We start from the raw sequence: 23,776 nt of genomic DNA on the forward strand, positions 1-23,776 counted from the left end.
ATGGCGATTTTTATGCAGATTCGTAGAACCACCCCCGCAGACCTTCCCGCTGTGGCAGCCCTGTATGACGAGGCCCGGGCCGCCCTCCGCGCAGCCGGAGTAAATCAGTGGCAGGACGGCTATCCGGACGGGGCTTCTGCCAGGGCCGACATGGAAAAGGGCGCAGGCTTTGTGCTGGAGGACGGCGGGGAAGTGATTGCCACAGCCTGCCTGGCCTTTGGCCGCGAACCCACCTATGACGTAATAGAGCAGGGCGCCTGGCAGGCCCAGGGAGAGCCTTACGGCTTCCTGCACCGGATAGCCGTTTCCCCCAGGGCAAAGGGAAAGGGCGCGGCAGGGCTTTTCTTTGAAGAGCTGAAGCGGCAGGCCCGGGAAAGGGGCATCCGCGTCCTGCGGGGGGACACCCACCGGGACAACAAGGCCATGCAGCGGGTGATGGCAAAAAGCGGCCTCTCTTACCGGGGCATTATCCATATAGAGGACGGCACCGAGCGGCTGGCCTATGAGATCATCCTGCCCTGACGCGAAAAGCCCGGCCCACAGGAAGAGAACCTGCGGGCCGGACTTTTTTGTGCTTGCTTTGTTAAGGCAGCTTGTTCCCTGCTGCCAGATAGAGAGCGTACCAGTCCTCCCTGGCAAGATCCACGTCGCACCCGGCGCAGATTTCCTGCAGGCGGGCCGCGTTGGTGCTGCCGCTTATCACCTGCATCCCTGCCGGATGGCGCAGAATCCAGGCAGTGGCAAGGGCCTGGGGGGTAGAGCCATACTTTTCAGCCAGCTCCTCCAGCTTTTCATTCAGGGCCGGGAACTTGGGGCTGCCCAGGAACACACCCTCAAAGAAGCCATACTGGAAGGGGGACCAGGCCTGGATGGTTAAGCCCTTCAGGCGGCAGTAATCCAGCACCTCCCCGTCCCGGTCGGCGGCATGGGGGAACTCCGTATTGGCGCAGATGGCGTGATCCACAAGGCCCGTAAAGGTCAGGCCGAACTGAAGCTGGTTTACGGCCAGCTTCTGCTTTAACCCGGACTGGAGCAGCTCCGCCTGCCGGGCGTTAAAATTGCTGACGCCGAAATGCAGCACCTTGCCGCTGGTTTCCAGGCGGCTGAAGGCCTCCGCAACCTCCTCCGGCTCCATCAGCGCGTCCGGGCGGTGGAGCAGCAGGAAATCCAGCCTGTCCGTACCCAGCCGGGAAAGGATGCCCTCCACGCTTTCCAGAATGTGCTCCTTGGAAAAGTCATACATATTTTTGCGGATGCCGCACTTGCTCTGGAGAACCATCCTGTCCCGCAGGCCCGGCTCCGCTGCCAGCAGCCTGCCAAAGGCGGCTTCGCATTCCCCGCCCCCGTAAATGTCCGCATGGTCGAAAAAGTTCACCCCATTGTCTAAAGCCGCGTGGACAAACCGGGAAAGCGCCTCCGGCTCCATGCTGCCAATGCGCATACAGCCCGCCACAATGGCGGAGGCATCCACCCCGCTGATATCCAAATATTTCATAGCCGCGTCCTCCTGTTTTCCGCCTGCTTTGCAGGCATGTTTGCAAATAGTATAGCATGGATGGTATACTATTTACAAGCCGGCAGGCGACGTATGCTGCCAGAAACAGCGCAAAGGAGGCGGCTTATGGCGGAGAAATGGGAATTTGACGGGGTTCTCCATGAAATACCGGAGAAGGGCGGGGCCTATGTGGCCTTTCCCTGGGACATCCGGCAGGTGTTTGGGAAGGGGCGGGTGAAGGTACACGCCCTGTTTGACGGCCTGCCCTATGACGGCAGCATTGTAAACATGGGGCTGAAAGGCCCAAAGGGCGAAACCGTCTATATTATCGGGGTGCTGAAATCCATCCGGCGGAAGCTGGGGAAAAGGGAAGGGGATTGTATCCACGTTGTGATAGAGGAACGGCAGTGACCGTTCCCCTGCAAACCAGCAAAATTTTGTCGAGTTGGACTCCCGCCCGGCAGGGCGACAGCATTTAACTTTTTGTCGGAACATGGTAAAATAGAGGAATGGAAATAGAAAGATTAAAAACAGCACTGGAAAAGGTAGAGGACCCGAGAAGAACGGACCGAGGCCATGTACTGCACAAATTGGAGGACATTTTAATAATCGGATTGTGTACTCTGGTATGCAACGGCAGTGATTTTTCGGATATGGAGGATTTCGGAAGGGAACGGGAGGAATGGCTAAGGAACTTCCTGGAACTGCCAAATGGGATACCAGACAGTGACACATTCCGGCGAATTTTCGAGCGATTGAACCCTAAAATGCTGGCCGAAAGTCTGTATGACTGGCTGGCCAACAACCGAAAAGAAGGCAGTGTAATTGCAGTAGATGGTAAAACGATTTGTGGAAGCGGAAACCATAATCACAAGGCATATCATGTAGTAAGTGCTTTCGTGGCGGAAAATCAGGTCACTTTGGGAGAGATCGTTACCGAAGAAAAGTCCAATGAAATCACTGCTGTACCGGAACTTCTGGAGCTGTTGGAGATAAAAAACAATATCGTGACAGCGGATGCCATGAGTTGCCAGAAGGAGATCGTAAGAACAATTACCAGTAAAAAAGCTGACTATGTGATTGCCCTGAAAAGGAACCAGCCTGGACTACTGGAGAATGTTGTTCTGTATTTTGACAGCTTTCGGGAAGAAATCCCTCTGTTCAGCACAGATGAAAAAGACCATGGCCGAATAGAAAAACGGGAATACCGTTTATTAACAGACCTGTCCTGGCTGCCGGAACAGAAAGACTGGAGTGGCCTAAAGTCAGTGGGAGAGGTTCGCACAACTGTTACAAGGAATAGGGAAACTTCTACTGATACTCGGTATTTCATCTCCTCGCTAACCGAACTGCCACGTTTTGCCCATGCGGTACGATGCCATTGGTCTATTGAAAACCAGCTGCATTGGTGTCTGGATGTTATTTTTGACGAGGATAGCTCCAGAGCAAGGAAAGATATGTCACCGCTCAACCTGAATGTCCTTCGCAAGGTTGCTCTGTCTCTCTGTAAAAATTGTCAGAACCCTAATCTCCGTAAATCAAGCCTACAGAAACGCCGCTTCCGCGCTTCCCTTAATCCTGATACCTTCCTCTCCATTTTGTTGGGAACTTAAATGCTGTCGCCCTGGTCCCTACGGGAAAGCGGCTTGACTTTCCCCGGGATTTTGTGCTATTATAAATTCGCGTACTATATTCTGCTTTTTTCTGGTTTCCCCGGCAGAATACGGTGGCATTCTTGCTTGTCGTGCTTGTATTTTTACATAAGGAGAAACGGCCTGTAAACTGAGGATAAACGCTTTGCCGGCAGAAGGGAAGCCTTCCGGAAAACCGGAGGGTGGCCCAGGCGGCAGGAAAGGTTTTGGGATAAATTTTATCAAAGCTGGGAGCAGGCCCTTTCTGGCGCCGCCCTCTAGCCGGAAAGGAATGGAATGTTTATGAAAAAGCTTATGGTATGGATGCTGGCGGCTCTGCTGGCCCTGGCCCTGTGCGCCTGCGGCGGCAAAGACGAGGCGGAAAGCTCTTCTGCTTCGCCCAGCCCCAGCCCTAGTGCCAGCCCCAGCCCCAAGGCAAGCCCCTCTGTAAAGCCCAAGGCCAGCAAAAGGCCAAAGGCAAGCCCCAAGGCCAGCAAGAAGCCTTCCTCTTCGTCCCGGCAGGAGAAGGAGGAAGAAAAATCCTCTTCTGAGGAGAGCAGCGAGAGCAGCCAGCGCCCCAGCCAGGGCGTGGAGGGCACCCCTCCTCCCGGCGCGATAATTGAGCCGGCGGATACCCCCGCCCCGGACTTTACGCCGGAACCTCCTGAGTCTACCCCGGAACCGATTCCTTCGCCGCCGGACATTTCCTCTTATATTGGCGGCAGCCTGGGGGCCTTTACCAGCGTGTATGGCGCCCCCACCAGCAGTTCCTATACCAGCAGCAGTATGGGCACCGGCGAGGACGGTATTTTGGCCATAGGCGGCTATACGGTGTATACATACCGGGATGAAACTGGCTATGAGTATATAGTGGATATTGGCTGAGGCCGGAAGATTTTGAAACAGCAGAACCCTTTGAAGTGGGCAGGGCGCAGCCCTGCCCACTCTCAAATTGTATGAGAGGATTCGACCTTTCTCGGAAAAGAGAAAGGAAACGGCAGAGGGAGGAGTGCGGGTGGAAACAGTAGAAATGCGGGTGGTGGCCCGGGCGCGCAGCGGCTTCCCTGTAAAATTCGGAATTCCCCGGCAGAGCGGGCTGGTGGAAGCCCTGCGGGCGGAAATCGTTTTTGAGCCGGAGTTCCGCTCTCCCGAGGCCCTCCGGGGACTGGAGGGCTTTTCCCATCTGTGGCTGCTGTGGGAGTTTTCCGCAAACCGCCGGGAAAGCTGGTCGCCTACAGTGCGTCCGCCCCGGCTGGGAGGCAACCAGCGGGTGGGGGTGTTTGCAAGCCGATCCCCTTTCCGTCCCAGCCCCATCGGCATATCCTGCGTGACCCTGGAGGGCATAGATCTTTACACCCCGGAAGGCCCTGTCCTCACAGTGGGCGGCGGGGATCTGCTGGACGGCACGCCCATTCTGGACATCAAGCCCTATGTGCCCCTTTCTGACTGCCAGCCCCAGGCCAGAGGCGGCTTTTCCGACGATCACCGGGCAGACAGGCTTTCTGTGGACTTTCCTCCGGCGCTGCTTGCAAAAGTGCCAGAGGAGCTGCGGGAAGCTCTTTGGGGCGTTTTAGAGGGGGATCCCCGTCCTGGCTATCACCATGACCCGGAGCGGGTGTATGGCCTGCCTTTTTCCGGCCTGGAGGTGAAGTTTGCCGTGGCGGAAGGGGTGCTGCAGGTGAGGGCGGTGGAACAGGAATAGACTGCAGAAAAAGGATGCCGCAAGCGCTTTTGCTTGCGGCGTTTCTGCTTTGGCAGGGGGGGTTCCATTCAAAGGGTTTTTGGAATCCGCCGCCGGTTTATAAAGAGATCGCATATCTCTTTTGAACTACCTTAACTGACAGGCTTCGGGGCAAAAATGTGCTATAGTTAACGCGGTTCAAAAGAGGCAACAGCCTTTTTTGAACCAGTGGCAATGCCGCGTGCTTAAAAATCGGGCTATACCGATTTTTAAGTGCGTTTGCTATATAATAAAAGGGGCTTTGCCTGCGGGGAGGGGAAAGTTTAGCCCGGCCTGTAGCGATGCCTAACTGGGCAGAGGGGAGGGCCGCTGCCTGGATTTAGGAGCTATATTGGGAAATGGAGACAAAGTTTTCAGAAAACTACACCAAGTTTTTAATCAAATTACTAAAAACTACTTGAAATTTTTCCAAAATATGATATGATAGTACCAAACAACCCGGTGATGCCGGAATAAGGAGTATGGCGCAATGGATAGTGATAAGCTTACGGCCCCTGATAAACTGAAAACGCAAGAGGAAAATCTTCCCCTTTACCTGTTCCGCGGCGGGAAAAACCGCCGCGCCTATGAGTATATGGGCCTGCACAAGTCTGTGAAGGACGGCAGGCCCTGCATGGTAGCCCGGGTTTGGGCGCCTAACGCCAAGGCTGTGTCTTTAGTGGGAAATTTCTGCAATTGGGATGCTGCCAAATACCCCCTGCAGCGCCTGGACGACGGGGTGTGGGAGGGCTATACAGACTTTGAGTTTGCTCCCTATGAGCTGTATAAATTTTATATCAAAACAGCAGGGGGAGAGGATGCCTACAAGGCAGACCCCTATGCCAGCCACTGCGAAACGCGGCCCGGCACGGCCTCCCGGTGGTATGACCTGGAGGGGTACCAGTGGCACGACAAGTCCTGGTATGACCAGAAGGCCCGAAGCCCCCACTATAACCAGCCGGTGAATATCTATGAGGTGCATGCCGGTTCCTGGCGGAAATATGCGGACGGCAGCGTGTTCTCCTATGAAAAGCTGGGGGATGAGCTGATTCCCTATGTGCGGGATATGGGCTTCACCCATATTGAGTTCATGCCCCTGACGGAATACCCGTATGACGGCTCCTGGGGCTACCAGGTGATGGGATATTTTGCCCCCACCTCCCGGTATGGCACACCCCATGACTTTATGCGCTTTGTAGACCGCTGCCACGAGGCGGGCATCGGCGTGATTATGGACTGGGTGCCCGGGCACTTCCCCCGGGACGCGGCTGGCCTTGCCAAATTCGACGGCACCCCCTGCTATGAATATGCCGATCCCAGGAAGGGCGAGCACAAGGAGTGGGGCACCCTGGTGTTCGACTATGGCAGGCCTGAGGTGATGAGCTTCCTCATTTCCAGCGCTGTGTTCTGGCTGAAGGAATACCACATAGACGGCCTGCGTGTGGACGCGGTGGCCTCTATGCTGTATCTGGACTACAACCGGCGGGACGGGGAGTGGGTGCCCAACAAGGACGGCGGCAAGGAAAACCTGGAGGCCATCGCTTTCCTCCAGGCCCTGAATGAGGCGGTGTTTGCCGAGATACCCGACCCCATGATGATTGCGGAGGAATCCACCTCCTGGCCCATGGTGTCAAAGCCCGCCTATCTGGGGGGCCTGGGCTTCAACTACAAGTGGAACATGGGCTGGATGAACGACATGCTCCGGTATATGTCCATGGATCCCCTGTTCAGAAGCGGCAACCACAATTCCCTGACCTTTTCCTTCTTCTATGCCTTTTCTGAGAACTTTGTGCTGCCCATCTCCCACGACGAGGTGGTGTACGGCAAAGGCTCCCTTATCAATAAAATGCCCGGGGACGATGAGATGAAGGCCGCCGGAATGCGGTGCTTTGTCAGCTACATGATGGCCCATCCTGGGAAGAAATTACAGTTTATGGGGACAGAGTTTGCCCAGAAAAACGAGTGGAATTTTGAAAAGGAGCTGGAGTGGGGCCTGCTCCAGTATAAGGAGCACCAGGATGCCCAGAGGTTCTTTAAAGCTGTGAACCACTTCTATCTCAGCCGTCCGGAGCTGTGGGAAATCGACTTCTCCTGGGAAGGCTTTGAATGGATATCCAATGACGACTACCAGCAAAGCGTTATTGCCTTCCGCCGCAAGGCAAAGGACGGCAGGGAGCTGGTGGCTGTGTGCAACTTTGTGCCGGTGCAGCGGGAGAACTACTGCATAGGCGTGCCCTTCCGGGGCGTGTGGGCCGAGGTGTTCTCCTCTGACGCCAAGGAGTTTGGCGGGGAGGGCGTGACAAACGGCAGGAAAATCAAAACTGTGGACGAGCCTATGCATGGCTGCCAGCAGAGCGTAAGCCTGACCCTGCCGGGAAATTCCGTGTTCTTCCTGGAGTGCGTGGAGAAAATCCCCAAAAAAGAAAGGCCCGCGGCATTGCCCGTCCCCAAAAAGCCAGAGGCAAAGCAGGCGCCCAAGCCACGGGCGGCGGGGGTGCAGGCCCCCTGATAGGGGACTGCTGCGGTCAGGCAAAGCGCATGTTTTTTACCGTTTTGGAAACAGGGCTTTTTATACAGGCAATAAAATATATGATTTAGGAGGACAAAGAAATGTTACCCAAACAAGAGGTTGTGGCCATGCTGCTTGCAGGCGGCCAGGGCAGCCGGCTGGGGGTGCTGACGAAGGATATCGCCAAGCCCGCCGTGCCTTTCGGAGGGAAATACCGCATCATCGACTTCCCGCTGTCAAACTGCGTCAATTCCGGCATTGAGACGGTAGGCGTGCTTACCCAGTACCAGCCCCTGGAGCTGAATGAATACATCGGCAGCGGGCAGCCTTGGGATCTGGACAGCATGAACGCCGGCGTACATGTGCTCTCTCCCTATGAAAAGCGGAAAAAGACCGACTGGTATAAGGGCACTGCCAATGCCATCACCCAGAATATCCCTTTTATCGAGCGGTATAACCCGGATTATGTGGTGGTGCTCTCCGGCGACCATATCTATAAGATGGACTATTCCAAGATGATTTCCTTCCATAAGGAAAAGGGCGCGGCAGTGACAATTGCCGTACAGCCTGTGCCCATGGAAGAGGCCAGCCGTTTCGGCATCCTCAACACCAATGAGGACGATTCCATCTATGAGTTTGACGAGAAGCCCAAGAAGCCCAAATCTGACTTAGCCAATATGGGCATTTATGTGTTCACCTGGGAGAAGCTGCGCAAGTTCCTCCTGGCTGACGATGAGGATCCCAAAAGCTCCAATGACTTTGGTAAGAACGTGCTGCCCGCCATGCTGAACGCTGGCGAGAAGATGTTTGCCTATCGGTTTGAGGGCTACTGGAAGGACGTGGGCACCATTGACAGCCTGTGGGAGTCCAACATGGATCTGCTGGATCCCAACGTGCCCCTGGATCTAAGCGATGCCGACTGGCGCATCTATTCCCGCAACCCGGTTATGCCTCCTCACTATGTGGCAAAGGGCGCCCATGTGCAGAACTCCCTAATTGCAGAGGGCTGCAACGTGTACGGGCAGCTGGAGTTCTCTGTGTTGTTCGCAGGGGTGTACGTAGCCCCCGGCGCTGTGGTGACGGATTCCATCGTCATGCCCGGCGCAAGGATAGAGGAGGGCGCCCATGTGCAGTATGCCATTGTGGCGGAAAATGCTGTGATAGGCCCTAACTCTGTTGTAGGCAAGCGACCCGAGGAAGTGGAAAACAAGGACGAGTGGGGCGTGGCTGTAGTAGGCCCGGACTGCAAGCTGCCCGCAGGCAGCGTGGTGCCCCCCAAGGCTATGATCGATGCTGAGGAGGTGGAGAAATAATGCGCGGCAATGAAGTTATTGGCATCCTTTTTGCCTATGTGCATGAGGAGCGTGTGCGGGAGCTGACCCAGAACCGGGTGATGGCTTCTATCCCCTTTGGCGGGCGCTACCGCCTGGTAGACTTCCCTTTGTCCAACATGGTAAACTCCGGTATGAACAAGGTGGGTGTCATTACAGAAGAAAATTACCAGTCCTTGATGGATCATTTAGGCTCCGGCAAGGCGTGGAACCTTTCCCGCAAAAGCGAGGGCCTGTATATGCTGCCTCCCTTTGGGGCAGACACCCGGCGCACAGACGGGAAAATAGAGTCTTTGGCCTCTATCATGCGTTTCCTGCAGAATTCCCACGAGGAATATGTGCTTTTGTCCGACTGCGACACGGTTATGAATATTGATTACCGGGATGTGTTCAAGTTCCACACCGAGAAGCAGGCGGATATTACGGTGATTTACCGCCATGGCATGTCCCCTGACACCGACAAGAATGTGGTGTACACAGTGGATCCCGAAGGCGTGGTGCGGGATATGCTCATTAAGCGGGGCAGCGATGCCGACTGCAATTACGCGGTGGGTATGCGCCTGATGAAGCGCGACTTGCTTATCAACCTGGTGCAGGACTGCATGAGCCGGAACCTTTCCGACTTTGACAGGGATTTAATGCAGCGCAACCTGGGGGATCTGCGTATCTGCGGCTATGAGTACACAGGCGCCGCTTATACCATTACCTCCTTCAGCAGTTATTTCAACGCCAACATGGCCCTGATGGATCCCAAGGTGCGCAGCTCCCTGTTTATCCCGGACCACCCCATCTATACGAAAGTGCGTGACGAAATGCCCGCCCGCTACGGCTTAGGCTCCTCTGCCAGCAATTCCATTATTGCGGACGGCTGCATTATTGACGGCGAGGTGGAGAACTGCATTCTCTTCAGGGGTGTGAAGGTGAAGAAGGGCGCGAAGCTGAAGAACTGTGTGATTATGCAGAACTGCGTCATCGGCGAGAACACCAAGCTTGACTATGTGGTGGCGGACAAGAACGTGACCTTTGCCGACAACCGCACGATGGCTGGCTACCAGACATATCCCGTCTATGTGGCCAAGGGCGGGCAGGTATAATCCTGCTCTCTCCCAGCGGGCAAAGACTTTTTACCAATTGACGTAAGAAAGGAAGATTTCCGTATGAAGGTTCTGTTTTGCGCCAGTGAAGCCCTCCCGTTTTCCGCGTCCGGCGGTTTGGCTGATGTAGCCGGATCCCTGCCCCAGGCTTTGCGGCAGAGACTGATTGGCTGCCGTGTGGTAACGCCTCTGTATGACTGCGTCCCCCAGGAGCTGCGGGACAACATGAAGTTTATCACCAGCATCAGCGTGCCGGTGGCTTGGCGGCGGCAGTACTGCGGCATTTTCGAGGCCAAGATTAACAATGTAATTTATTATCTCATTGATAACCAGTATTACTTTAAGCGCAACAGCCTCTACGGGCATTTTGATGACGCGGAGCGCTTTGCCTTCTTCTCCCGGGCCATCCTGGAGATGCTGCCCTATGTAGATTTCAAGCCGGATATCATCCAGGCCAACGACTGGGAAACCGGCCTGGTGCCTGTTTACTACCGGCTGTTCTATGCCAACAACGAGTGGTATTCCGGCATAAAAACCTTGTTTACCATTCACAACATCCAGTATCAGGGCCAGTATGGCAAGGAAATCCTGGAGGATGTGTTTGGCATACCGAATTATGAGAGCCAGCTTTTGGAGTTCAACAAGGACGTGAACCTGATGAAGGGCGCTATTGAGTGCTCCAACTGGGTGTCCACTGTAAGCCCCTCTTATGCCCAGGAGATTTTGGATCCCTGGTTTGCCCATAAGCTGGATCCCATCCTGCGGGAGCGTTCCTGGAAGCTTTCCGGCATTTTGAACGGCATTGACACTGTAAACTATGATCCGGAGACAGATCCGGCCCTCTTTGCGAATTACAGCCAGAAGGATAAGAAAAATAAGGCTGTGAACAAGGAAAAGCTGCAGGAACGGCTGTGTATCAATGTAGATCCGGACGTGCCCCTCATTGGCATGGTCACCCGGCTGGTGTCCCACAAGGGCTTGGATCTGGTGAAAGATGCTGTGGACAATATTATGGAGTATTCCAATGCGCAAATCGTAATTTTGGGCAGCGGTGATTTAGAATATGAAAACTACTTCAAGTGGATGCAGGAGAAGTATCCCGGCAGGTTTGTGCTGTGCTTGGGCTTCGTGCCGGAGCTGTCCCGGAAGATTTACGCGGCCTCCGACATTTTCCTCATGCCCAGCAAGAGCGAGCCTTGCGGCCTCTCCCAGATGATAGCCCTGCGGTACGGCTCTATCCCTGTAGTGCGGGAAACCGGCGGCTTGAAAGACTCCATCGCTGACAGCGGGGATGGAAAGGGCAACGGCTTCACCTTCCTCACCTATAATGCCGGGGATATGCTCAATTCCCTGCACAGGGCCATTTATGCATACAACTCCGACAAGGAGGGCTGGGGTGTTCTGGTAGACCGGGCTATGGGTTGCGACAACAGTTGGGGCAAGTCTGCTGGAGAATACATCCGCCTGTATAAGGAAATTTTGAAAAACTAAGCGTATACCAGATCCCCTTTATTTTGCCGGGAAAGCTGTAAAAAGCTTTCCCGGCTCTTTTTTTCTTGGGCAGTGCTGTGTAACGGAAAATTCCGGCCGCATATATACGCCGTGGAATGCTGCACACCCTGTCCCACCCCATTTCCAAAATGTCAAGATAAATTATGATATCTGTCCTAGAAAAACTTCTTGACGAATTCTTTCCTCTGTGCTATAATAATAAACACATTCGGGGAAGGCCTGTGGCCTGTTCGCAGCAGTATTTGCTGTGTAATGTGCGGGTGTAGTTCAATGGTAGAACCCCAGCCTTCCAAGCTGGTCGTGTGGGTTCGATTCCCATCACCCGCTCCACTTCCGTATCAGCAGGATGCTGAAAAATATTTTAGTGCTGAGAGGGGCCTTGAAAGTTAAGGCCAGGAATGTTTTCATTCCTTTATTTTATGCGCCAATAGCTCAGCTGGATAGAGCAACTGCCTTCTAAGCAGTAGGCCAGGGGTTCGAGTCCCTTTTGGCGCGCCAATATGGTGGATGTAGCTTAGCTGGTTAAAGCGCCAGATTGTGGCTCTGGAGACCGAGGGTTCGAATCCCTTCACCCACCCCATACATAAACGCGGAGTTTAATTCTCGTAATTAGGCTCCGTGTTCCCATATTGGGCTGTCGCCAAGCGGTAAGGCAACGGACTTTGACTCCGTCATCCCGTGGGTTCGAATCCCGCCAGCCCAGCCATACCAGAGTCATACGAACCCCGCCACAATCTACTTTGTAGGCCCGGCGTTCGTGTTGGCCATGATGTTGCCCAAAGAATGAGGGCAACACGATATTGGCTTCGCCAAATCGAAAAGCACTCGGTAAAAACCGGGTGCTTTTTCTTTTGCATATAATCCCGAGGCGGGAAGGAGTGAAAAAACCAGGATAGCGGTACACACGCCAATGTTACCTCGCTATCCTCCGATGCCTCAAACAAGGCGGGCCGGGGAAACAGACTTGGCGACAGCCAATGTCTTTCCCTCGGCTACCTTGATTTTAACAGAGCAGGAACCAAAAATCAAGCCTGCAAATAAAAAGTCAAGTCCCCAAATGAAAAAAGTCAAAAGAAAGTGAAACAAAAAATGAATACAACAAACAGACCGCCACCGAAAAGCGGCAGTCAGAGAAAAGGTTATATTTCATCTAATCCATCAAAGACCCGTCCCAGAGACCCTTCTCTTTAAGACAATCCCTGACCCTGCCATAGTAAATACGCAGGAACTTGGTGCCTCCAGCAGTCATGTAGACGTAGAACGGTTTGCCTTCCGAACGCTTTTTATCGAGAAATTGATACACAGGATCGTCAACAGGCTTCAGCTGGAGCAGGATGGACATGATGACGAACAGAGTTTTCCGCAAATGTGGAGAACCCCGCTTGCCGATTTTGCCCTTATTGGACACTTTGGAACCCGAATCGTCCCTGCCTGGGTCGATGCCTGCAAAAGCGACCAGCGAACTCTTTTGTGCAAAGCGGCGCACGTCGCCGATCTCTGCCATGAGCTGGGGGCCCACAGAGGGGCCAACGCCGGTCATAGCCATGACGGTATCATACTCAGGGAGCTGAGCGGCCAATCGGTTCATTTCCGCACGGAAGACCTCAGCAGTGTGCGAGATGGTATTAAGCTGCGTTATGGCCTCTCTCACCAGCAGTTTCGTGGTCTCCGACTTTGGAACCAGCGGAAACAGCGTCCGAGCATTCTCGTGGATTGCCGCAGCTTTTGCCTCACTGAAATTGTAGCCATGACGCTTGCACCACTTTTGGTATTTCACAGTAAAAGCGTTCAGGCTGAGCTTGGCAACACAGTCCACGTGCCAGAAGGTTTGGGCAAAATCCACCCACTTCTGGCTGCCGTCTGAGCGCACAGGGCTGCTGAACAGAGAGCGTACGCCGGGATAGGACTGCTCCATCAGGGCGATCAGATTGTTGGAGCAGGCAGTGCGGTTCTTGCTGGCCAGCTGGAACTGGCGGTTAAGGGTTTTGAGTTGATATCTTATGGTGTCCATGGGACTATATTGCCGCAATTCTTCCCAGTTGTCAAGAGTGTATCTGGCAATTTTCTTTGCGTCCGCCTTGTCAGTTTTGACGCCGTGCAGAGAATTGTCGCCATAGTTCCTGAGTAACAAGGGATTGACCGCTGAAACCCACAGGCCGCTTTCATACAGTACATTGGCGATAGACTCATAATAATTGCCGGTGTGCTCCATAACTACCCTGACCTCACCGTCCAGAGCGCCCAATTTCTCCAAAAGATTGGCAAACCCCTGGCTATTGTGTGTCACATTGAAGGGACGGATCACAATATCCGTCTTTGACCGGAGCACCGCCACGGTGCTCCACCCGTTAGAAACATCCACTCCCACAGCATACATTTTGGAATCCTCCTGATTATGTAATTACAACGGTAATCCATCCTTTTCTCATCACCGATTCCATCTGTTTGCTGACTCGAGCGGATGCTCTACCTGCACAAATCGAACGCTGCGAATGGGGGGATGGCTGACGGACTTTTTTACGAGCGCTTTGTTCTTGGAGGAATTCGCCAGACCATTGCCCTTCCATTCTAACAGCTTTGGCATGAGATGTCCCAAGCCTGTGGCTGGCTGCCATAAACATGGGGCAATTATATTGTAACAGGAGGAAATATAAAATGTGCATCGAAAACACCACCGAGGCCGCAATGGCCACCAAAGACCAGGAGCGGGGAGTCCTGCAGCAGATCAAAGCTATGGTGGCCGAACTGGGGCCGGACAGCTACATCGCCACCGCTTTCCGCGGCGTGTTCGACATCGCGGAGGAGAACATCGAGAACGACTTTTCCGGGAACCCGGTTGACCACGCCCAGGAGCTGGGGGAGCAGCTAGCCCAGCGCACGGTGCAGGCCGGCCAGCTGGCCGAAGAGAGGGACGCATACAAGGCCAGGGCCGAGGCGGCAGAGGCCCAGGTGATTGCCCTTAAGGCCAAACTCTACGACTATATGACAGCCTAAAGAAATCAATACCACGCCCAAAGGACGTGGTATGAATGATAGGCCCTAAAAGGGCATGATGCCAGCAGCGCCTAAAGGCGCAGAATGAGAAACGCCAACCGCACTTTGGGTTTGGCGTTTCTTTTTTACACTTCTTCTAAATCTTTAAAGGGATCTTCGTACTCTTTAAAGCTCATCTGATCCATGATCTGGTCTTCTCTTTCCTGATCCTGGATATACTTCTGAATGGCTTTTTTGTTTCCTCCTACGGTGCTTACATAATATCCTTTGGCCCAGAATACTCTACGCCCATATTTGTATTTCAAGTTCGCATGTCTCTCAAATATCATCAGGGTACTCTTCCCTTTCAGATATCCCATAAATTCTCCCACGCTCAACTTTGGCGGTATAGAAAGCAGCATGTGGATATGATCGAGCATTGCATGGGCTTCTATGATTTCCACATGCTTGTATTCACATAGCTTCCTCAGGATTTTCCCTATATCTGCCCGCAGTTTCCCATATACTACTTTCCTGCGATACTTTGGTACGATCACAATGTGGTATTGACATTTCCATTTTGTATGTGATAAACTTTGCTCGTCCATTTGGACTGACCTCCTTTGATTTTTGTGCGGTTGGCGTTACCCGCTTCCATTATATCAAAGGAGGTCTTTTTTTATAATCAACGCTATCGCTTTCTTCGGTCTCCGCCGGCATAGCCGGTGGTTGCTCTTATAACGCATAAGGGAGAGTCAATTTTGACTCCCCCTTTACTTATCCTGTATCTTTTTCAAAAATCATCGGGATACGGCGCTCCTTCTTCCCATCTATATCTAAGCTCACACTGTCTCCCGTCATACTCGATTTCTTTTGAAGTTTTTCCTCCAATATAGGTTTTGTTTTGGTGTATGCAGTCTACACACCAGGGCCAGGATGACCCTTCCGCGCCGCACACACCTCTGGTGGCTATTTCATCCATATGTGAATTGTTTCCTCCTTTATTCGTCTCTGCTTTCCTCTGCTTCAGCAAGCTCCAGCTCTATGATATCTTCGATGTGGCGTCCCAGCACCTGAGCCACCTTGTAAAGCTGGTACACATCTCTGGGGAGCCTAGTCCTCCGGCCCCAGGCGTCCAGCGTCGGCAAAGGCACCCCGCTCCGGCGGGAAAGCTCCGACCGGGAGATCCCCATCTCCAGGCACTTCTTGTCTATAGGCGTTGTGTTTGCGGCTGCGGACAGTCTTGGCATAAAGGCCCCCCTCCTCCCATTTCACTCTATTATATGCGTATGTATGGCAAAAGTCAAGCCGGCATATGCACCAGGAAACTAACCGAATGTTTGTGCGCCTTAGCGGCTTGTATTCAGTGCGTGTGTATGGCAATATACAGACACAATCAAACCACGGAGGTAAACAAAATGAACGCGAAACTTGCTAAAATGGTCGAGGACATGAAGAAACAAACCATCGGCGTGGAAATCGAAATGGCGGGGATCACCCGGCAGAATGCCGCTAAGGCGGTAGCAAAATATTTCGGCACCGAGCGCACTGTTCGGCACGATTGCGGCAGTTACGATTCCTGGAGCTGCCAAGACCGGCAGGGCCGGGTGTGGAAAATCACACGGGACGTGAGCATCAGCGCTAGCTCCGATATCAAAAAGGCCGAACTTGGCACCCCCATCCTTACCTATGACGACCTGGAGGACCTACAGGAAATCGCCCGCCAGCTTCGCCACGCTGGGGCGGTCAGCAACCCGGCCCACGGATGCGGAGTGCATATCCACATCGGGGCTAACGGCCACACCCCGCTTCCCTGCGGAACCTGGCGAACCTGATGGCCAGCCACGAGGGCCTGTTGGCCAGCGCCCTGAATCTTGACCAGGGCCGAATGGAGGACTACTGCAGAACCGTTGACCCCCGCTTCCTGGAGCGGCTCAACCGGGAAAGGCCCAGCACGATGGCGGCCCTGTCCACTATCTTTATCTTCTTCCACTCGCAAAGAGTTCTCAATATTTTCCCTACCTCTGCCCTCTTCTCCTTATAGAACACCTTCCTTCTGTACTTTGGTGCAAATACTATGTGGTATTTGCAATTCCACTTAGGTCATTTTACAAGGAACTACACGCAGACCGTGAAACGGGCTGCTGACAACAAACAGGCGCTATGCTCCCGGCAAGGGGCATAGCGCCTGTTTGTTGTGGGGGTATCCAAAGGGGGCAACGCCCCATTTGGCACACGACTTTGCGAAGCAAAGTGTAGTGTGTTATACGCTCTGTCGGCGTTGCCGTGAAAATGCCGTTGCCGCCGGAGAGGGCAAGGGCATTTGAAGCGGCAGGAAAACAGGGCTTTGTTTGGGGCTGGGAAGCCGGAAACAAAGGGCTGGTTTCAGCAGCAGACAGGGCGTATATGAAAGCCCTCGTCCACCGTCCTCAGCCTATGGGACAAAATGTCCCAAACCTTTAGACACCGTGACTATATGTGTGGCCACACTCATTTATTTTAGTGGTCGTTCTTTTCTCAAAATTGAAATGGGCGGGAAGCCATTTTAGGGCTTTCCCGCCTTGATTGCCCATCAGCAAAGGCAGGCGGGGCTGTCAACGGCGGCGCATTTGTGCGCCGTTCATCTTGACCGTTGACTGGCTCGGCTGCCTTTGCTATCTCCCCCGATAAACTGAAAGTTTTAGATTAGTCCCACACGATTTCCAAACAATCGAAGTTATCTGGAATTGGTGGTACGCACGAATAAGTATTTAATTCAAATGCCTCTATTGTAATTACTCCATCAGAGCATAGCCATTCGCAATTTACTAATTTTTCTAATTCCGCAGGCAAAATGGTTGTGCAAATCACGATTGTATCTCCTGCAAGAACTAATTCTTCTTTCCCATTGTTTTCTACGATTTCTGTATCATCGTGGAGAGCAACACGCACCCATGCTATGTCAGGCATTAACTCAATCTTTTGTAGCATATTTCGTATTTCAGAAAGCGTTGGACGGCCAAATTCCCATTGGTTCGGAGCAATGGAATCCTCCTCTGTGTTTCCATCGAAAAATTCATCAAGCGTTAGTAATGGCAAGCGTTCTTCATTTTCTTCCAATATTTTTTTGAATGTATTCAACTCTATCATAGTCACAATTCTCCTCGCAAATCAGAATTAGTTGATTTTATCCTCTCCCCGGATTTTCTTGTTTTTTCGTTCTTCTAACTCCGCAATTTGGTTCATCAAGCAATCTGAAAAAGTCCCCTCAATCGGTGTAGCTTCTCCTGTTGTGTAGTAGTCAAGAAGGACTATGTTATTATTCTTGTCAAAACAAAATATTTCATCACCATTCCCTATAATGGACAAGAATGGGATAAAATCAGTAAAACCTTCATCGTGTAGTTCTTTCGTTTTTTCACGAATATCCAAAAAATCGGGTATTCCATTGGCAATTCCATAGACTATAATTCCTCGACAGAACGACCAAAATGGGCCTATGTCATATTGTTTCGCTTGTGGCCATATTTCTTCTCGAACCTCCATATAAAGCCCACCTAATGGGGACATAGTGAACTCTCTAAAATCAGCAGGAAGATTTATCCCATACTGATTTTCAAAATCCTTTATATCCTGCTCCGATGGCTCATTTCCCATACAAGCTACAACCTGATAAGTCTGCTTATCATAATTATGGAAATAATCATAAACTTTTTCCAATGACATAATATACCTCCTACAAAATGCGATTTTTTATTTTCTTACTTCCGTCCCCGCTGTGGGGTTGGTTTTTTCAGCAAGTCCGACTTCTGTGCAATCTTTTTCAGCCACTTCTTTTCTTCCCCGGACAGCTTCTTAAAGTTCAGCCGTAGCCGTTTGCAGATAAACGCCAAAGACGCTTGCTCCGGGTCACTGTCTGGGTTGGTAATTTCGGTAGCGGCTTCCAATAATCCTTTCAGCGGGTTATCCTCCGGGACGCTGAAAAAATCCTCCCTGTGGGCTTCCCGCAGGCCGGCGGCTATCTCGTCTATGTCCTGCTGGATTATGTAACGGCAAAAGCTATCATCATCAATATGGGCAGCGATAAGCTGTCTTAACTGCGGGTCGGTCAAGCCGGGATTGTGCTGTTTCATAATCATTGCGCTCATAGCGTCCACAATGGCGTTTGCGCTCTGTACCTGCTTCACCGCCGTTCCGTTCACATAGATTTCAAGGTCGGCCATCAGCTTGATAAAATCCGGGTGCGCCGCCAATTCGCACAGCAGAGCATTGTCCACCTGCCCGCTTTTCAGCAGGTCAATCATTCCGTCACTCAAACGCAGGTCTGCAAGATCAGCGTTTGGGTGACGCTTCATTTCAGACAGCCCCAGCAGATAGTCGGTGGTCACGCCGTAAAACTTCGCCAGCTTGATAAGAGCATAGTGGCTGATGTCCTTAAAATCGTCCGCTTCATAACTGCCCAACGCAGACTTGGAGAGGTTCGTCTGCTCTGCAAGCTGTTCCAGCGTCAAGCAACGCTGCACACGCAGGTCTTTCAAGCGTTCTTGAATGGATAAAGACATTTTCTCGCCCTCCTTGTCTGTTCGATAAATCGGAAGTTAGTGAATCGGTAATAATTCCATATTTTTTGCCCGCTTTAGATTTATTTTAAGGTCGTCATATCCAAACGGCTTGCCATGTCCCGGATATATTAGATTTGGTCTAAGTGCGATGATTGTTTCCCAAGATTTTAGGAAATCCGTTTTATCCTCCGCCCAAATAGTTATTCTGTGTAAACTTGGCAATCCGTTCATAGCAGCGTCGCCGCAGAATAGAGAACCGTCATTAGTTAAAAGAGATATGGAATCGGCGGTGTGACCGGGAGTATCAATGATTTTTCCTTGCAATAAAAGTTCCACTTGCTTACGGTTTTGTTCGGTCACTTGAATACATCTACATGAATATTCTTGCGTTATTGGAGGAAACAAATGCTTGCCCTTGCCAACAAATTTCATTAAGAAACAAAAGAGCAAGGCAATCTTGGTTGTGCAACCGCCATGAAAAGAGTTTTGCCCTTTATATAATCTTTCTAACGCCTTGTCACTCATAACGATTTGAATGTCAGAGCATTCCGAGAGTATTTCATTCAAATAGCCTGCATGGTCATCGTGAGCGTGTGTCAGAAAAATATATCGTATCTGTTGAGGGGCTATTTGCATCTTTGCCAGTTGCTTTTTGAAATGTGCAAATCCTCTTTCATACCCTGTATCAATCAGTACATAGCCGTTGTCAATAGGATATATCCAATTATTTACTATCCTGCTTCCTGCATTGAGCATAGATGTTCTCTCTTTTCATTTATTTTCATCGGCGTCAACTTTCAATTTACTGTTCTGTATTTTCCCATTATACCACAATTCCGAGAGCGTGGAAATAGCGAGTTTTCCGGGCTGATTTCCTACCTCTTGGATATACGGCACAGGCAATCAAAAAAGTATACACTTGAGATAGTTCATCGATGGACAAGCCTCTTGAAAACTAAATGACCGTCTGAAAAGGAATACCCCGGCTGGGGAAGTGTGCTGTGACCCCGCTTCTGGACACCGTGACCAGAGAGGGTGAGCGTACCAACGCCGGAACACGCCGCAGGAATGGGGCAGGAAGCCTTTTCGGGGAAAACGGCAGCAAGAAGAACAACGGAGGGAGTGCATGAAAGAAAGACCCTATCAACATTTGCCACCGCTGGAACACAGGCCGGACAGCTTCCCCTACCGCATGACCCCGGCGCAGAGGAAGCGAGCCAGCAGCCTGATCCGCCGGGAGTGCTGCAACTGTGGTGGTGGAAACTGCTTTGCGCTGGACGATGGCGACACCTGCACCTGTCCGCAGATGATTACATTCTCCGTCTGCTGCAAGTGGTTCCGCTGGGCGGTCTTGCCGCTGGATAGGACGCTGGAAGCGGAGATTTACCGTGACTGTGCTTTGAAACGCTGCTCGGTCTGCGGAAAGCCCTATGTGCCAAAATCCAACCGGGGCAAATACTGCCCGAACTGCGCCGCCAGAGTACACAGGCGGCAGAAAACAGAAAGTGAACGGAAAAGGAGGTCTGCTGTGGACAGTTAAGGCGGGGAAAAGCCTTGATTTGCAAGGCTCCGCAAGCCCAAAACCGGGGCGAGCGGTATGTTTTATCGCCCACCCCGGAAAACGGGCTTCTAACCGTCCACAAAACACGCTATGACAAACACGATTTACATTCACCAGCCGGAGAAAGTCATCAGCTTCACCCGGCTCCCCAATTTCCTTTTTGAAGCCCCATCATTCAAGCCCCTGTCCAACGAAGCGAAGGTGCTGTACGCCTTTATCCTGCGGCGGGCGGAGTTATCCCGGAAAAACGGGTGGGCGGACGAATATGGGCGGATTTACCTGTATTACCCCATCTGCGAGGTGGTCGCCCTGCTCCACTGTGGGCGGCAGAAGGCGGTGAATACCCTGCGGGAGTTGCAGTATGCGGGGCTGGTGGAAATACAGAAACAGGGCTGTGGAAAACCCAACCGCATTTACCCAAAATCCTATGAAGCGGTTCCAAACACCGACTTCAAGAAGTCCGGCTGCGGTACGCCGGAGGGATGAAAACCGTACCCTACAAGTACGAAAATCAATCCTCTTGGAGTACGGAAACCGGACGATATATAGAAATACAGAGATTAAAACCATCTATTTATATCGATTCCATTCCAATCCTATCAGAGATATTTTCGGCGGGAAAACCCGCCGGAAAGGAATGGAATGGGGAAAGGAGTTCAATGGCGCAACACGCAATTTTGCGATTTGAGAAACACAAGGGCAACCCGGCAAGACCGCTGGAAGCCCACCACGAACGGAAAAAGGAGCAGTACGCCAGCAACCCGGACATTGACACCAGCCGGAGCAAGTACAATTTCCATATCGTCAAGCCGGAGGGGCGCTACTACCATTTCATTCAGAGCCGCATTGAACAGTCTGGGTGCAGAACGAGGAAAGACAGTACACGCTTTGTCGATACGCTGATAACCGCCAGCCCGGAGTTTTTCAAGAAGAAATCCCCGGAGGAAATACAGGCGTTTTTCAAAAGAGCGGCGGACTTCCTCATTGACCGGGTAGGCCGGGAAAATATCGTGTCGGCGATAGTACACATGGACGAGAAAACGCCCCACCTGCATTTGACCTTTGTTCCGCTGACGAAAGACAACCGCCTGTGCGCCAAAGAAATCATAGGCAACCGGGCCAATCTGACAAAGTGGCAGGACGATTTTCACGCCTATATGTTGGAGAAGTACCCCAGCTTGGAGCGTGGGGAGAGCGCAAGCAAAACGGGAAGAAAGCATATCCCCACCCGGCTTTTCAAACAGGCGGTTTCCCTCTCCAAACAGGCGAGGGCGATTGAAGCCACGCTGGACGGTATCAATCCAATTAACGCCGGAAAGAAGAAAGAGGAAGCCCTCTCTATGCTCAAAAAGTGGTTTCCGCAGATGGAGAACTTCTCCGGGCAGTTGAAGAAATACAAGGTCACGATAAATGACCTCTTGGCAGAAAATGAAAAACTGGAGGCAAGGGCAAAGGCCAGCGAAAAGGACAAGATGAAAGGCGTTATGGAACGGGCAAAGCTGGAAAGCGAGTTACACAACATTCAACGGCTGGTTGACCGTATCCCGCCGGAAGTGCTGGCAGAGTTGAAGCGGCAACCGAACTATGGAAAGGAAAGGTGATTTTATAACGAATATCAGATACAAAAAGGAAACAGAAATCGTGACTTTTCAAGGAAAGGAAATCACGCTGGAAAATCTCTCCCCGGTATTTACACCGGAGCAGGAAGCGGCAAAACGCCGGGAACTGGAACAGCAGCTTTATGAGGTGTTCCGCAAGTACGCCGACAAGCGGCAGAAAGAGGAAGCCGGGGCGTAAGTTTTTCCAGCCACATCATTGATTTACGGGGCTGTTGGCGGTATAATAAGACTGTCAGCAGCTCCGTTTCTTTTTTAAGAAAAGGAGCGACAATATGAATAATCGGATAGACGCAATCTATGCAAGACAATCGGTAGACAAAAAGGACAGCATTTCCATTGAAAGCCAGATTGAGTTTTGCAAATACGAATTGAAAGGCGGTAGTTGCAGGGAATACACAGATAAAGGATACAGCGGCAAAAACACAGACCGCCCGAAATTTCAAGAGTTGGTGCGGGATATTAAAAAGGGCCTGATAGCAAAAGTCATTGTCTACAAACTTGACCGTATCAGCCGTTCCATTCTGGATTTCGCAACCATGATGGAGCTGTTCCAGCAGTACAATGTGGAGTTTGTTTCTTCCACGGAAAAGTTTGATACTTCAACCCCGATGGGCCGGGCCATGCTGAATATTTGTATCGTGTTCGCACAGTTGGAACGGGAAACGATACAGAAGCGGGTGACGGACGCTTACTATTCCCGCAGTCAGCGGGGCTTCAAGATGGGCGGGAAAGCCCCCTATGGCTTCCATACGGAGCCTATCAAGATGGACGGTATCAATACAAAGCGGCTGGTAGTGAAGCCGGAGGAAGCGGCAAATATCCGGCTGATGTTTGAAATGTACGCCGAGCCGACAACTTCCTATGGGGACATTACCCGGCACTTTGCGGAACAGGGCATTTTATTTAATGGCCGGGAACTGATACGCCCCACGCTGGCGCAGATGTTACGCAACCCCGTCTATGTGCAGGCGGACTTGGATGTGTACGAGTTTTTCAAGAGCCAGGGGACGGTGCTTGTCAATGACGCCGCCGACTTCACGGGCATGAACGGGTGTTATCTCTATCAAGGCCGGGATGTGAAGCCGGGCAAGGCCCAAAGCCTGAAAGACCAAATGCTGGTGCTTGCGCCCCATGAGGGGATTGTCCCCTCGGATATATGGCTGACCTGCCGCAAGAAGCTGATGAACAACATGAAAATCCAGTCCGCCCGGAAAGCCACCCATACATGGCTGGCGGGGAAAATCAAGTGCGGGAACTGCGGGTACGCCCTTATGAGTATCTTCAATCCCTCCGGCAGACAGTACCTCCGCTGTACGAAACGGCTGGACAACAAAAGCTGTCCCGGCTGTGGGAAAATCATCACGGCGGAACTGGAAGCGGTGGTGTATCGGCAGATGGTGAAAAAGCTGGACAGCTACAAGACACTGACGGGCAGGAAGAAAGCGGCAAAGGCCAATCCCAAAATCACCGCCCTGCAAGTGGAACTTGCCCATGTGGATAGCGAGATTGAAAAGTTGCTGGACAGTCTGACAGGCGCAAATAATGTGCTGCTCTCCTATGTGAATGTGAAGATAGCCGAACTGGACGGACGCAAGCAGGAACTTCTGGCGAAGATGGCGGAGTTGACCGTGGAAGCCATCAGCCCGGAACAGGTCAGCCAGATTTCCGGCTACCTCGACACTTGGAAGAACGTATCCTTTGACGACAAGCGGCGGGTGGTGGATTTGATGATTACCACCATTGCCGCCACAAGCGACAGCTTAAACATCACATGGAAAATCTGACGGGCA

At 52.0% G+C, this 23,776-nt stretch carries 23 protein-coding genes, 4 tRNA genes and 2 pseudogenes; 20 read left to right on the top strand and 9 right to left on the bottom strand.

Translation table 11 applies throughout. The features are described 5' to 3' along the window. Positions 1 to 12: 12 nt before the first annotated feature. The gene (locus VSQ30_RS04995; protein WP_160642578.1) at positions 13 to 522 is read left to right on the top strand and encodes a GNAT family N-acetyltransferase; all 510 of its coding nucleotides are present in this window, start codon (positions 13 to 15) and stop codon (positions 520 to 522) included. Positions 523 to 583: 61 nt separating this feature from the next. On the opposite strand, the gene VSQ30_RS05000 is transcribed toward VSQ30_RS04995, so the two are convergent. After that, a complete protein-coding gene (locus tag VSQ30_RS05000; RefSeq protein WP_334462464.1) occupies positions 584 to 1,495 on the bottom strand; it encodes an aldo/keto reductase in 912 nt (303 codons plus the stop codon). A gap of 126 nt (positions 1,496 to 1,621) precedes the next feature. Here VSQ30_RS05000 and VSQ30_RS05005 point away from each other — a divergent pair, with 126 nt between their 5' ends. The 12 genes from VSQ30_RS05005 (at position 1,622) to VSQ30_RS05060 (ending at position 11,998) form a co-directional block, all read left to right on the top strand. Continuing rightward, positions 1,622 to 1,906 (top strand): DUF1905 domain-containing protein, encoded by a 285-nt coding sequence (locus VSQ30_RS05005; RefSeq protein ID WP_334462466.1) that lies wholly within the window; start codon positions 1,622 to 1,624, stop codon positions 1,904 to 1,906. A gap of 98 nt (positions 1,907 to 2,004) precedes the next feature. Further along, positions 2,005 to 3,108, top strand: coding sequence for an ISAs1 family transposase (locus tag VSQ30_RS05010; protein WP_334462467.1), 1,104 nt, complete (start codon positions 2,005 to 2,007; stop codon positions 3,106 to 3,108). A gap of 321 nt (positions 3,109 to 3,429) precedes the next feature. Further along, complete coding sequence (locus VSQ30_RS05015) at positions 3,430 to 4,011, top strand: hypothetical protein (protein WP_334462469.1); 582 nt, start codon at positions 3,430 to 3,432, stop codon at positions 4,009 to 4,011. 145 nt (positions 4,012 to 4,156) lie between these two features. After that, positions 4,157 to 4,828 (top strand): tRNA (N6-threonylcarbamoyladenosine(37)-N6)-methyltransferase TrmO, encoded by a 672-nt coding sequence (gene tsaA, locus VSQ30_RS05020; protein ID WP_334464797.1) that lies wholly within the window; start codon positions 4,157 to 4,159, stop codon positions 4,826 to 4,828. A gap of 508 nt (positions 4,829 to 5,336) precedes the next feature. Continuing rightward, on the top strand, positions 5,337 to 7,355 hold the full coding sequence (gene glgB, locus VSQ30_RS05025) for a 1,4-alpha-glucan branching protein GlgB (protein WP_334462471.1): 2,019 nt from the start codon (positions 5,337 to 5,339) through the stop codon (positions 7,353 to 7,355). Between the two features lie 101 nt (positions 7,356 to 7,456). Then, on the top strand, positions 7,457 to 8,668 hold the full coding sequence (locus VSQ30_RS05030) for a glucose-1-phosphate adenylyltransferase (protein ID WP_160642546.1): 1,212 nt from the start codon (positions 7,457 to 7,459) through the stop codon (positions 8,666 to 8,668). Next, positions 8,668 to 9,780 carry a glucose-1-phosphate adenylyltransferase subunit GlgD gene (gene glgD, locus VSQ30_RS05035; protein WP_160642545.1) on the top strand — a complete coding sequence of 371 codons (1,113 nt, stop codon included), beginning with the start codon at positions 8,668 to 8,670 and terminating at the stop codon, positions 9,778 to 9,780. Before VSQ30_RS05030 ends, glgD begins: the two co-directional genes overlap by 1 nt. A 63-nt stretch (positions 9,781 to 9,843) precedes the next feature. Next, positions 9,844 to 11,271 carry a glycogen synthase GlgA gene (gene glgA / locus VSQ30_RS05040; protein ID WP_160642544.1) on the top strand — a complete coding sequence of 476 codons (1,428 nt, stop codon included), beginning with the start codon at positions 9,844 to 9,846 and terminating at the stop codon, positions 11,269 to 11,271. A 277-nt stretch (positions 11,272 to 11,548) separates the two neighbouring features. Beyond that, a tRNA-Gly gene (locus tag VSQ30_RS05045) sits at positions 11,549 to 11,622 on the top strand. 91 nt (positions 11,623 to 11,713) lie between these two features. Further along, positions 11,714 to 11,790 (top strand) — tRNA-Arg (locus VSQ30_RS05050). Between the two features lie 5 nt (positions 11,791 to 11,795). Next, a tRNA-His gene (locus tag VSQ30_RS05055) sits at positions 11,796 to 11,872 on the top strand. A gap of 50 nt (positions 11,873 to 11,922) precedes the next feature. Next, positions 11,923 to 11,998, top strand: a tRNA-Gln gene (locus tag VSQ30_RS05060). 444 nt (positions 11,999 to 12,442) lie between these two features. Here VSQ30_RS05060 and VSQ30_RS05065 read toward each other — a convergent pair. Next, positions 12,443 to 13,669: an IS110 family RNA-guided transposase gene (locus VSQ30_RS05065; RefSeq protein WP_334462475.1), complete on the bottom strand. Its 1,227-nt coding sequence runs from the start codon at positions 13,667 to 13,669 to the stop codon at positions 12,443 to 12,445. A 278-nt stretch (positions 13,670 to 13,947) separates the two neighbouring features. Here VSQ30_RS05065 and VSQ30_RS05070 point away from each other — a divergent pair, with 278 nt between their 5' ends. Further along, on the top strand, positions 13,948 to 14,286 hold the full coding sequence (locus tag VSQ30_RS05070) for a hypothetical protein (RefSeq protein WP_334462477.1): 339 nt from the start codon (positions 13,948 to 13,950) through the stop codon (positions 14,284 to 14,286). Between the two features lie 125 nt (positions 14,287 to 14,411). On the opposite strand, the gene tnpA is transcribed toward VSQ30_RS05070, so the two are convergent. Both tnpA and VSQ30_RS05080 read right to left on the bottom strand, forming a co-directional pair. Further along, positions 14,412 to 14,873 (bottom strand): IS200/IS605 family transposase, encoded by a 462-nt coding sequence (gene tnpA / locus VSQ30_RS05075; protein WP_334462478.1) that lies wholly within the window; start codon positions 14,871 to 14,873, stop codon positions 14,412 to 14,414. 393 nt (positions 14,874 to 15,266) lie between these two features. Continuing rightward, the gene (locus tag VSQ30_RS05080) at positions 15,267 to 15,515 is read right to left on the bottom strand and encodes a helix-turn-helix domain-containing protein (RefSeq protein WP_334462479.1); all 249 of its coding nucleotides are present in this window, start codon (positions 15,513 to 15,515) and stop codon (positions 15,267 to 15,269) included. Between the two features lie 234 nt (positions 15,516 to 15,749). On the opposite strand from VSQ30_RS05080, the pseudogene VSQ30_RS05085 reads away from it, so the two are divergent. Continuing rightward, positions 15,750 to 16,207: pseudogene (locus tag VSQ30_RS05085) on the top strand (amidoligase family protein); the annotation flags it as partial. A 17-nt stretch (positions 16,208 to 16,224) separates the two neighbouring features. Here VSQ30_RS05085 and VSQ30_RS05090 read toward each other — a convergent pair. The 5 genes and pseudogenes from VSQ30_RS05090 to VSQ30_RS05110 form a co-directional block, all read right to left on the bottom strand. Continuing rightward, a pseudogene (locus tag VSQ30_RS05090) lies at positions 16,225 to 16,344 on the bottom strand (transposase); the annotation flags it as partial. A gap of 606 nt (positions 16,345 to 16,950) precedes the next feature. Next, positions 16,951 to 17,394, bottom strand: coding sequence for a YfbO family protein (locus VSQ30_RS05095; protein WP_016304742.1), 444 nt, complete (start codon positions 17,392 to 17,394; stop codon positions 16,951 to 16,953). Positions 17,395 to 17,421: 27 nt separating this feature from the next. Further along, positions 17,422 to 17,970 carry an SMI1/KNR4 family protein gene (locus VSQ30_RS05100; protein WP_016304741.1) on the bottom strand — a complete coding sequence of 183 codons (549 nt, stop codon included), beginning with the start codon at positions 17,968 to 17,970 and terminating at the stop codon, positions 17,422 to 17,424. A 35-nt stretch (positions 17,971 to 18,005) separates the two neighbouring features. After that, positions 18,006 to 18,806, bottom strand: a complete 801-nt coding sequence (locus VSQ30_RS05105; protein WP_334462481.1) for a helix-turn-helix domain-containing protein — start codon at positions 18,804 to 18,806, stop codon at positions 18,006 to 18,008. A 36-nt stretch (positions 18,807 to 18,842) separates the two neighbouring features. Further along, a complete protein-coding gene (locus VSQ30_RS05110; protein ID WP_016304739.1) occupies positions 18,843 to 19,562 on the bottom strand; it encodes an MBL fold metallo-hydrolase in 720 nt (239 codons plus the stop codon). 370 nt (positions 19,563 to 19,932) lie between these two features. On the opposite strand from VSQ30_RS05110, the gene VSQ30_RS05115 reads away from it, so the two are divergent. From VSQ30_RS05115 to VSQ30_RS05135, 5 genes are all read left to right on the top strand, one after another. After that, positions 19,933 to 20,346, top strand: coding sequence for a cysteine-rich VLP domain-containing protein (locus tag VSQ30_RS05115; protein WP_016304738.1), 414 nt, complete (start codon positions 19,933 to 19,935; stop codon positions 20,344 to 20,346). Between the two features lie 111 nt (positions 20,347 to 20,457). After that, positions 20,458 to 20,853 carry a replication initiator protein A gene (locus VSQ30_RS05120; protein ID WP_160203196.1) on the top strand — a complete coding sequence of 132 codons (396 nt, stop codon included), beginning with the start codon at positions 20,458 to 20,460 and terminating at the stop codon, positions 20,851 to 20,853. A 173-nt stretch (positions 20,854 to 21,026) separates the two neighbouring features. Next, positions 21,027 to 21,968: a MobV family relaxase gene (gene mobV / locus VSQ30_RS05125; RefSeq protein WP_066534335.1), complete on the top strand. Its 942-nt coding sequence runs from the start codon at positions 21,027 to 21,029 to the stop codon at positions 21,966 to 21,968. Between the two features lie 4 nt (positions 21,969 to 21,972). Next, complete coding sequence (locus VSQ30_RS05130) at positions 21,973 to 22,164, top strand: hypothetical protein (protein ID WP_430981912.1); 192 nt, start codon at positions 21,973 to 21,975, stop codon at positions 22,162 to 22,164. Between the two features lie 94 nt (positions 22,165 to 22,258). Beyond that, a complete protein-coding gene (locus VSQ30_RS05135) occupies positions 22,259 to 23,770 on the top strand; it encodes a recombinase family protein (protein ID WP_016304734.1) in 1,512 nt (503 codons plus the stop codon). The last annotated feature ends 6 nt before the right edge of the window (positions 23,771 to 23,776 follow it).

This window comes from Acutalibacter sp. JLR.KK004 (assembly GCF_036941085.1).
GTDB lineage: Bacteria > Bacillota > Clostridia > Oscillospirales > Acutalibacteraceae > Acutalibacter.

What these genes read in the sequence shown, in the direction of transcription:
- VSQ30_RS05120 (WP_160203196.1), top strand. Translation starts at nt 20,458, where the DNA reads ATGACAAACACGATTTACATTCACCAGCCGGAGAAAGTCATCAGCTTC.
- VSQ30_RS05000 (WP_334462464.1), bottom strand. Translation starts at nt 1,495, where the DNA reads ATGAAATATTTGGATATCAGCGGGGTGGATGCCTCCGCCATTGTGGCG.
- VSQ30_RS05005 (WP_334462466.1), top strand. Translation starts at nt 1,622, where the DNA reads ATGGCGGAGAAATGGGAATTTGACGGGGTTCTCCATGAAATACCGGAG.
- VSQ30_RS05015 (WP_334462469.1), top strand. Translation starts at nt 3,430, where the DNA reads ATGAAAAAGCTTATGGTATGGATGCTGGCGGCTCTGCTGGCCCTGGCC.
- glgA (WP_160642544.1), top strand. Translation starts at nt 9,844, where the DNA reads ATGAAGGTTCTGTTTTGCGCCAGTGAAGCCCTCCCGTTTTCCGCGTCC.
- tnpA (WP_334462478.1), bottom strand. Translation starts at nt 14,873, where the DNA reads ATGGACGAGCAAAGTTTATCACATACAAAATGGAAATGTCAATACCAC.
- VSQ30_RS05065 (WP_334462475.1), bottom strand. Translation starts at nt 13,669, where the DNA reads ATGTATGCTGTGGGAGTGGATGTTTCTAACGGGTGGAGCACCGTGGCG.
- VSQ30_RS05070 (WP_334462477.1), top strand. Translation starts at nt 13,948, where the DNA reads ATGTGCATCGAAAACACCACCGAGGCCGCAATGGCCACCAAAGACCAG.
- glgD (WP_160642545.1), top strand. Translation starts at nt 8,668, where the DNA reads ATGCGCGGCAATGAAGTTATTGGCATCCTTTTTGCCTATGTGCATGAG.
- VSQ30_RS05105 (WP_334462481.1), bottom strand. Translation starts at nt 18,806, where the DNA reads ATGTCTTTATCCATTCAAGAACGCTTGAAAGACCTGCGTGTGCAGCGT.
- VSQ30_RS05030 (WP_160642546.1), top strand. Translation starts at nt 7,457, where the DNA reads ATGTTACCCAAACAAGAGGTTGTGGCCATGCTGCTTGCAGGCGGCCAG.
- VSQ30_RS05080 (WP_334462479.1), bottom strand. Translation starts at nt 15,515, where the DNA reads ATGCCAAGACTGTCCGCAGCCGCAAACACAACGCCTATAGACAAGAAG.
- mobV (WP_066534335.1), top strand. Translation starts at nt 21,027, where the DNA reads ATGGCGCAACACGCAATTTTGCGATTTGAGAAACACAAGGGCAACCCG.
- VSQ30_RS05010 (WP_334462467.1), top strand. Translation starts at nt 2,005, where the DNA reads ATGGAAATAGAAAGATTAAAAACAGCACTGGAAAAGGTAGAGGACCCG.
- VSQ30_RS05095 (WP_016304742.1), bottom strand. Translation starts at nt 17,394, where the DNA reads ATGATAGAGTTGAATACATTCAAAAAAATATTGGAAGAAAATGAAGAA.
- VSQ30_RS05135 (WP_016304734.1), top strand. Translation starts at nt 22,259, where the DNA reads ATGAATAATCGGATAGACGCAATCTATGCAAGACAATCGGTAGACAAA.
- VSQ30_RS05110 (WP_016304739.1), bottom strand. Translation starts at nt 19,562, where the DNA reads ATGCTCAATGCAGGAAGCAGGATAGTAAATAATTGGATATATCCTATT.
- VSQ30_RS05100 (WP_016304741.1), bottom strand. Translation starts at nt 17,970, where the DNA reads ATGTCATTGGAAAAAGTTTATGATTATTTCCATAATTATGATAAGCAG.
- glgB (WP_334462471.1), top strand. Translation starts at nt 5,337, where the DNA reads ATGGATAGTGATAAGCTTACGGCCCCTGATAAACTGAAAACGCAAGAG.
- VSQ30_RS04995 (WP_160642578.1), top strand. Translation starts at nt 13, where the DNA reads ATGCAGATTCGTAGAACCACCCCCGCAGACCTTCCCGCTGTGGCAGCC.
- tsaA (WP_334464797.1), top strand. Translation starts at nt 4,157, where the DNA reads ATGCGGGTGGTGGCCCGGGCGCGCAGCGGCTTCCCTGTAAAATTCGGA.
- VSQ30_RS05115 (WP_016304738.1), top strand. Translation starts at nt 19,933, where the DNA reads ATGAAAGAAAGACCCTATCAACATTTGCCACCGCTGGAACACAGGCCG.